We start from the raw sequence: 7148 nt of genomic DNA on the forward strand, positions 1-7148 counted from the left end.
GGCGGAAGCGGGCCGGGATCGAGAATGCGCAACAGCCTTTTCGAGCCAGCGAGCTCAAGCGTGGCCGCCACCGTATCGATATTCGCTTCGGCGGAGATCAACAGCACCTTCGCCGAGTCGAAAAGATCCGACTGCGTGGCAACGAAGTCCACGGAAAGATGATCGTTGGCACCTGAGGACAGCGCGGAAATCGTCTGCCCCTTCGCGTCGACAATCAAAGCCGTACGCCCGGTACGCGCGCCTGGCGTCATCTGCCAGCGCGCGTCGACCAACGGCGGCAAGCCGGACGGATCGATCACGTCATCGCCGATCGCGGCAATAAGCCCGACAGCCACGCCGGCATGCGACGCGGCGACGGCCTGATGAAACGCCTTCCCGCCCGGCCGACGCTCGAAGTTATCGGCATAGGCGGGCTCACCATTGCGTGGAAGCTGCGCTGTCTGCCAGCGCTCTTCTTCGCTGTACCCGCCGATGACGATAAGACGTACGGCGGTCATTCCTCAGAACTGCTCGAGCACGCCGGCGATGGTCGCCGTCATGAACGTGGCGATGGAGCCACCCAGCACGGCGCGCAGGCCGAGGCGGGCGAGGTCGCCACGACGATTTGGGGCGAGGCCACCGATGCCGCCGATCTGGATCGCGATGGACGAGAAGTTGGCGAAGCCGCACAGCGCATACGTCGCGATGAGGCGGCTCTGCGGCAGCAGTTGGTCGAGATGCTTGGCGAGGTCGGCATAGGCGACGAACTCGTTGATGACGACCTTCTCGCCGATGAAGCTGCCGACGAGGGTTGCATCCTGCCAGGGCACGCCGATCAGCCAGGCGATCGGCGAGAGCACCCAGCCGAAGATGGTTTCGAGGCTGAGCTTGATCTCGTGGCCGTTAGCGGCGGACAGCCAGGCATTGAGGCTGTGGTCGCCACCGAGCGTGCCGAGCCACTGCACCGGACCGTTGACGAGGGCGATGAGGGCGATGAAGGCGAGCAGCATGGCGCCGACATTCATGGCCAGCTTGAGGCCGTCGCCCGCGCCCGTGGCAGCGGCATCGATGATGTTGGCGGTGGTCTTCTCGACCTCGATCTTCACGGTGCCGCGGGTGAGCGGCTCCTGCGTTTCGGGCACGAGGATCTTGGCCAGCACCATGGTGGCCGGGGCCGCCATGACCGACGCGGTAAGCAGGTGCTTCGCGTAGAACATGCGCTGCGCCGGATCGTCGCCGCCGAGCATCGCCACATAGGCGGCCATCACCGAGCCGGCGATATGCGCCATGCCGCCGATCATGACGGTCATGAGCTCAGCCTGGGTCATGCGCTCGATATAGGGCTTGATGGTCAGCGGCGCTTCGGTCTGGCCGATGAACACGCTGGCGCAGACGCTGGTGGTCTCCGCACCGGAGACGCGCATCACCTTGGTGATGACCCAGGCCATGCCCTTGACGATCTGCTGCATCACGCCGATGTGGTACAGCACGCCGGTGAGGGCGGCGAAGAACACGATGGTCGGCAGCACCTTCACGGCGAAGATCACGCCGAACTTGGAGCTGTCCAGCAGGCTGCCGAAGATGAAGCGCGAACCGACGTCGACATAGTCGAGCAGGTGCACGAAACCGGTGGCGATCGCGTCGAAGACGTCGCGGCCCAGCGGCACCTTGAGCACGACCGCCGCAAAGGCGATCTGCAGGCTGATACCGGTGGCGACGAGTTTCCAGTCGACAACCCGCTTGTTGTTCGAAAAACAGAAGGCGATGGCGATGAGCATCGCCAGACCGAACAGGCCAAACCCTACATGGCCCAACAGACCGAGCATCGTGACTTACCCCTATGAAGGCCGGGGGTAGCCCCGTGACCGCTTTTCGTGAACTCGTTGAGAGACGGGAGGTTACGGGAGGTGGCCTTGTGGGGCAAGGTAGCCCGCGAAATTGGGACTGAGACCGGTCTGGGTTACCCTTTGCGCATGAGCCTCTTCCTGACCATCGCCCTCGTCCACATCGTCGCCCTGATCACGCCGGGGCCGGATTTCTTCTTCGTTTCCCAGCTGGCGGCAAGCCGGTCGAGACGCGAGGCCCTGGCCGGTGTCGTCGGCATCGCCCTTGGCGTGGCCGCCTGGGCCGCCCTGGCCCTGCTCGGGCTGCATGTGCTGCTGCAAAGGCTGGCGTGGCTGGAGCGCGGTATCGCCATCCTTGGCGGCGCTTACCTGTGCTGGATGGGGTTTCAGCTGCTCCGGGCCGCCTGGCGGGCCAAGCCTGACGCCGTGGCGCCGACGGTGGACGTGCGCGGCTCCAGTCCCTGGAAGGCACTCGTACGCGGGCTGGCGACCAACCTGGCCAACCCGAAGGCAGCCATCTACTTTGCGTCGATCTTCTCGGCCTTCGTCGGCGATGAAATGACGGCGGGCGCACGCTGGGGCCTGTGGGCCATGATCACGGTGGAAACGATGCTGTGGTTCGCCGTGGTCGCCGGCATCTTCGCCCTGCCGGCCATGCGCCGGGGCTATGTCCGGGCCAGTCGCTGGATCGACGGTGGGGCCGGGGCGATCTTCTCGCTGTTCGGCCTGTACCTGATCTTCGGTCGCCGCGCGGCCTAATCTTTCTCGAGAKTCCGGGTGACCTGGGCCAGGCTTTCCGCGAGGACGGCCAGGTCCGGCGTGCCCAGGCCTGCGAGCGCGCCGCGCGCGAGATCGGCCACCAGGGCGCGGACCCGCTCGGCCATGCGCTTACCTGCCACGGTGAGGCCGATGTCGACGAGGCGGCGGTCGGCTTCGTTGCGTACGCGGCGCATCAGTCCGCGCTCGATGCCCGCATCCACCGCATGGGTGACCGTGCTGGCGTTGACGCCGCAGGCGGAAGCCAGCTCGGTGGAAATCATGCTGCCACGCGTGGCCAGCAGCAGGAGCATGTCGCTCTGCAGCGCGGTGATGCCGAACTCGCGCTGGGCGCGACGGCCAACGGCATCGCGCAGGCGGGATCCCGCCAACATGAGGTCTCGGCCGAGGTCGAGCGCCGCCCCGCTGTTGTTATCGTCGTCGCCGCTCATGTTCCTGCCGATGCCGCTGTCGTACGTGAAAGGATACGTAGCCGATGGAATGATGGATTGACTGAAAGCACAATCGTTTGGCGTTTCCGACCCGCATTTGTAGGTCTTAATCGGCAGAGCGACGCCATGCGCCCGGCGGCATGCCGACGGTGCGGGTGAATACTCGAGTGAAGTGACTCTGCTCGGCGAAGCCGCAGGCCAGCGCGATATCCGCCAGCGAGAGATGATTGATCCGCAGCATGTCCTGCGCGCGTTCGATGCGCCGGTCGAGGAGCCAGCGGTGCGGCGGCTTGCCGATGCTGCGGCGGAAGGCGCGTGAGAAATGATTGACGGAGAGGCCACAGGCCTCGGCGACATCGGAGACCGGGAACGACTGGTCGAGCCGCTCTTCCATATAGGCAATGGCCCGGCGCTCCTGCCAGCCCGCGAGACCGCCGCGCGGCGCGCCGGGGTCGTCTCGTCCGGGCGTACAGGGAAGGATGGCCCGCAGGGCCAGTGCCACGTGGGCGAGCAGGGGCGCGTTTGGCGCCTCGGCCCGAAGACTGTCGAAAAGTACCTGGGCCAGGGTGTGCACGGCCGGCGGGTGCGTCGCCTCGGTGCCGGCGGGGCGTTGCCGCCGAAAAAGGATGGCCCCCGTTCCTTCGTCYGCCATGCGATTGGCGCGATAAACGAGCAACAGCTCGTCCTCGAGACCGTCGACGGCCTCGAGCAGGATCTCGATGACTTCATCGCGCTGGCGCAACTCGTGCAGCAGGCTATGCCTTCCCCTCGGTCCGTCACCGCGATCCAGCGCGGCGGAGCGCTGGGCCAGGTCAACGATGACGGTGGCCGTACGCGGTGTCGTGGCGATACAGGCTGCTTCGGCGCGATACATGGGCCGATCCTCATGGGAAATCGGATGTGGATCGAAGCATTGCGCACGCAAGGATCGCCGGCCACCCCCTAATGGGGTATGTCACATCTGCAACACCTGGTTCTCACACGCCGTCGACTTCTTTTCGCCGGAGCACGTAGCCCAGTCCGCCTTCACGGAACCAGCGGTACCCATACGGTTCCAGCAGGATCCGGTGTTTTCCCCGGCCGTCAGGTTGGCTGTGGTCGTCCGACAAAAGATTGACCAGGGGCTCGGACAGGGTGAATGCCGCCTCGCACGGCGCGTTGGAGAGGTTGTGCAAGAACAGCACGGCATTGCCGCGCCAGGTATAGCGAACCATCAGGATGGCGTTGTCATCGAGCGGGAGCACGTCGAAATCGCCCCAGGACACTTCGAGCACCTCCTTGCGCATGCGGATGACACGTTCCATCCAGTTGAGCAGGGAGCCGGGGTCGCGTCGCTGCTCGGCCACGTTGACGTGAGGAAAGCCGAACGGCCCGTCGCCGATGACCTTGCTCACCGCGCGCTGCGCATCGGTGAAGCCGGCGAGCCGCTCGGTGGACCATTGCATGGGCGTACGCGCGCACTCACGCTCGGGCAGGGAGAGGTCGTCGCCCATGCCGATTTCGTCCCCATAGCGGATGACCGGCGTGCCGGGCAGGGTCAGCATGAGGCTGTACGCGAGCTCCAGCCGCCGACGGTCGTTGCGCAGCATGGGGGCAAGGCGCCGGCGAATGCCGCGATCGTAGAGCTGCATGTCCTTGTCGGGCCCGAATTCGGCAAACACGCGATCGCGCTGGCGCTTCGTCAGCCGGCCGAGATCGAGTTCGTCGTGGTTTCGAAGGAACATGGCCCACTGCGCCGTGGACGGTCGGGGCCGGGTCTTCTCCAGTGCGCCGACCAGCGGCCTGACGTCGCCGGCGGCCAGCGCATAGAACAGGTTCTGGTTGACCTGGAAGTTGAACATCATCTGGAGCCGGTCGCCGTCGTCGCCGAAATATTCCAGATCGTCTTTCGGCAGCACGTTCGCTTCGCCCAGGATGATCGCGTCGCCCTGGCGCCACTGCAGCAGCTCGCGGAACGAGCGCAGCATGTCGAACTGTTCCTTCGGCTTCGTTACGTCCGCGCCCTTGGTCGAGATGACGAAGGGCACGGCGTCCATGCGGAAGCCGGAGACGCCCAGCTGTGTCCAGAACCCCATGATCTTGAGGATCTCTGCCTGCACGTACGGGTTCGAGGTGTCCAGGTCAGGCTGGAAATCGTAGAAGCGGTGGAAGTACCAGGCCTTGGCTTTCTTCTCGTAGTTCCAGGTGCTTTTCTGCACGCCGGGAAACACCATGCCGGTGTTCGCGTTGGCCGGTCGCGTCTTCGACCACACGTACCAGTCGCGATATTTCGAGTCGGGATCGCGACAGGCCTCGCGGAACCAGGGGTGCTGGTCCGAGGTATGGTTCACCACAAGGTCGATCAGCACGCGCATGCCGCGCTGATGCGCCGCATGGGTGAACTCGACGAAGTCGCCCAACGTGCCGTAGCGCGGGTCGACGTTGTAATAGTCGCTGATGTCGTACCCRCCGTCCTTGCAGGGCGAGGTCTGGAACGGCATGAGCCACACGGCGGTCACGCCCAGGCCTTGAAGGTAATCCAGCCGGCGCCCGAGTCCCTGGAAGTCGCCGATGCCGTCGCCGTTGGAATCCTGGAAGGTTCCCACGGAGAGGCAATAGATGATCGCGTTCTTGTACCAGAGGTCGTTGATCATGACGGCAGCCGGTGCACGAGGTAGGAGCAAGAGCCTACGAGGAGTCGCGTGAAGGCGTTCCCTACACATTCCCCCCAACATTCTGTTGGCCACGGCTCCATGTAGGAGCCGATTCATCGGCGATGGCCCGCAGCGACGCCTCACATCGATCAACAAGGTACGGGCATGACACACCCCCTCTGGTGGCAAGACGGCGTCATCTACCAGATCTACCCGCGCTCCTTCGCGGACGCCAACGGCGACGGCATCGGCGACCTCGAAGGCATCCGCGCCAAACTCGGTTACCTGGCGGGCCTGGGCGTCCGTGCGCTTTGGATATCGCCGATCTTTCCCTCACCGATGGCCGATTTCGGCTACGACGTCAGCGATTATCGCGGCATCGACCCGCTTTTCGGCGATATCGAAAGCATGGATGCCCTGATTGCCGATGCCCATGCCCTGGGCCTCAAGATCATCCTCGACTTCGTGCCGAACCATACCTCCGACGAACATCCCTGGTTCCGCGAAAGCCGGCGTTCGCGCGACAGCGCCTTCCGCGACTGGTATCTCTGGCGCGATCCTGCGCCCGGTGGCGGTCCGCCGAACAACTGGTTGTCCAATTTTGGTGGCAGCGCCTGGGCCTTCGACCCGCCCACGGGCCAGTACTACCTGCACCTCTTTCTCGACAAGCAGCCCGACCTCAACTGGCGCAATCCGGTCGTCCGCGAAGCCATGTACGACGCCATGCGCTTCTGGCTCCGCCGTGGCGTCGATGGCTTCCGTGTGGACGTGCTCTACCACGTCATGAAGGACGCGCAGTTCCGTGACAACCCGCTCAACCCGGCGTATCGCGAGGGCATCGATTCGGAGGCGAACCGGTTCCTTCCCGTCTACACGGCCGACCTGCCGGAGGTGCTCGGCATCGTGACCGCCATGCGCGATGTCATCGACGAGTTTCCCGAGCGGGTCTTGATCGGCGAGCTCTACCTGCCGCTGGACCGGATCGTCGCTTATTACGGCGAGAACCTGGACGGCGCGAACCTGCCGTTCAACTTCCTGCTGATTGGGACGGCGTGGGAGGCGCGAACTATCGCCAGCCTGGTCGAGCGCTACGAAGCGGCGTTGCCCGTCGGCGGCTGGCCTAACTGGGTGCTTGGCAATCATGACAAGCCGCGCGTCGCCTCGCGCGTAGGTGACCTGCAGGCCCGCGTCGCCGCGGTGTTGCTGCTGACCCTGCGGGGCACGCCGACGATGTATTACGGCGACGAGATCGGCATGCACGACGGGGTGATCACGCCGGGCCAGGTGCGTGACCCCTTTGAGCTCAACGAGCCCGGCAAAGGCCTCGGTCGCGATCCGCAACGCACGCCGATGCGCTGGTTTCCCCGTGAAGGCGCGGGGTTTACTCGTGGTATTCCCTGGTTGCCCGTGGGCGACCACGTCGCGACCTGCAACGTGGCCAGCGAGGCGGAGGATCATGCGTCCCTGCTGTCGCTCTACAAAGC

7 protein-coding genes are annotated in these 7148 nt (G+C 65.0%); 2 read left to right on the forward strand and 5 right to left on the reverse strand.

Annotated features, from left to right (window positions below; all coding sequences use genetic code 11):
- Both AC1DSN_RS15920 and AC1DSN_RS15925 read right to left on the reverse strand, forming a co-directional pair.
- The coding region (locus AC1DSN_RS15920) for a PfkB family carbohydrate kinase (protein WP_477331597.1) at positions 1-497 on the reverse strand (497 nt) is incomplete at its 3' end.
- Between the two features lie 3 nt (positions 498-500).
- Complete coding sequence (locus AC1DSN_RS15925) at positions 501-1805, reverse strand: NupC/NupG family nucleoside CNT transporter (protein ID WP_477294042.1); 1305 nt, start codon at positions 1803-1805, stop codon at positions 501-503.
- 147 nt (positions 1806-1952) lie between these two features.
- Here AC1DSN_RS15925 and rhtC point away from each other — a divergent pair, with 147 nt between their 5' ends.
- Entirely contained in the window at positions 1953-2582 is a 630-nt protein-coding gene (gene rhtC / locus AC1DSN_RS15930; protein WP_213949541.1) for a threonine export protein RhtC, read from the forward strand.
- Here the strand turns inward: rhtC and AC1DSN_RS15935 are convergent.
- From AC1DSN_RS15935 to AC1DSN_RS15945, 3 genes are all read right to left on the reverse strand, one after another.
- On the reverse strand, positions 2579-3031 hold the full coding sequence (locus tag AC1DSN_RS15935) for a MarR family winged helix-turn-helix transcriptional regulator (RefSeq protein WP_477331599.1): 453 nt from the start codon (positions 3029-3031) through the stop codon (positions 2579-2581). The two genes, rhtC and AC1DSN_RS15935, sit on opposite strands and share 4 nt — an antisense overlap.
- Before the next feature lie 106 nt (positions 3032-3137).
- Positions 3138-3905, reverse strand: a complete 768-nt coding sequence (locus AC1DSN_RS15940; protein WP_477294037.1) for a helix-turn-helix domain-containing protein — start codon at positions 3903-3905, stop codon at positions 3138-3140.
- A gap of 103 nt (positions 3906-4008) precedes the next feature.
- Complete coding sequence (locus AC1DSN_RS15945) at positions 4009-5664, reverse strand: alpha-amylase family protein (protein ID WP_477294035.1); 1656 nt, start codon at positions 5662-5664, stop codon at positions 4009-4011.
- A gap of 165 nt (positions 5665-5829) precedes the next feature.
- Between AC1DSN_RS15945 and AC1DSN_RS15950 the strand changes: the two genes are divergently transcribed.
- Positions 5830-7148, forward strand: a 1319-nt coding sequence (locus tag AC1DSN_RS15950; RefSeq protein ID WP_477331601.1) for an alpha-amylase family glycosyl hydrolase, incomplete at its 3' end; no start/stop codon positions are given.

This window comes from Luteibacter sp. P4_D7_3, assembly GCF_056401735.1.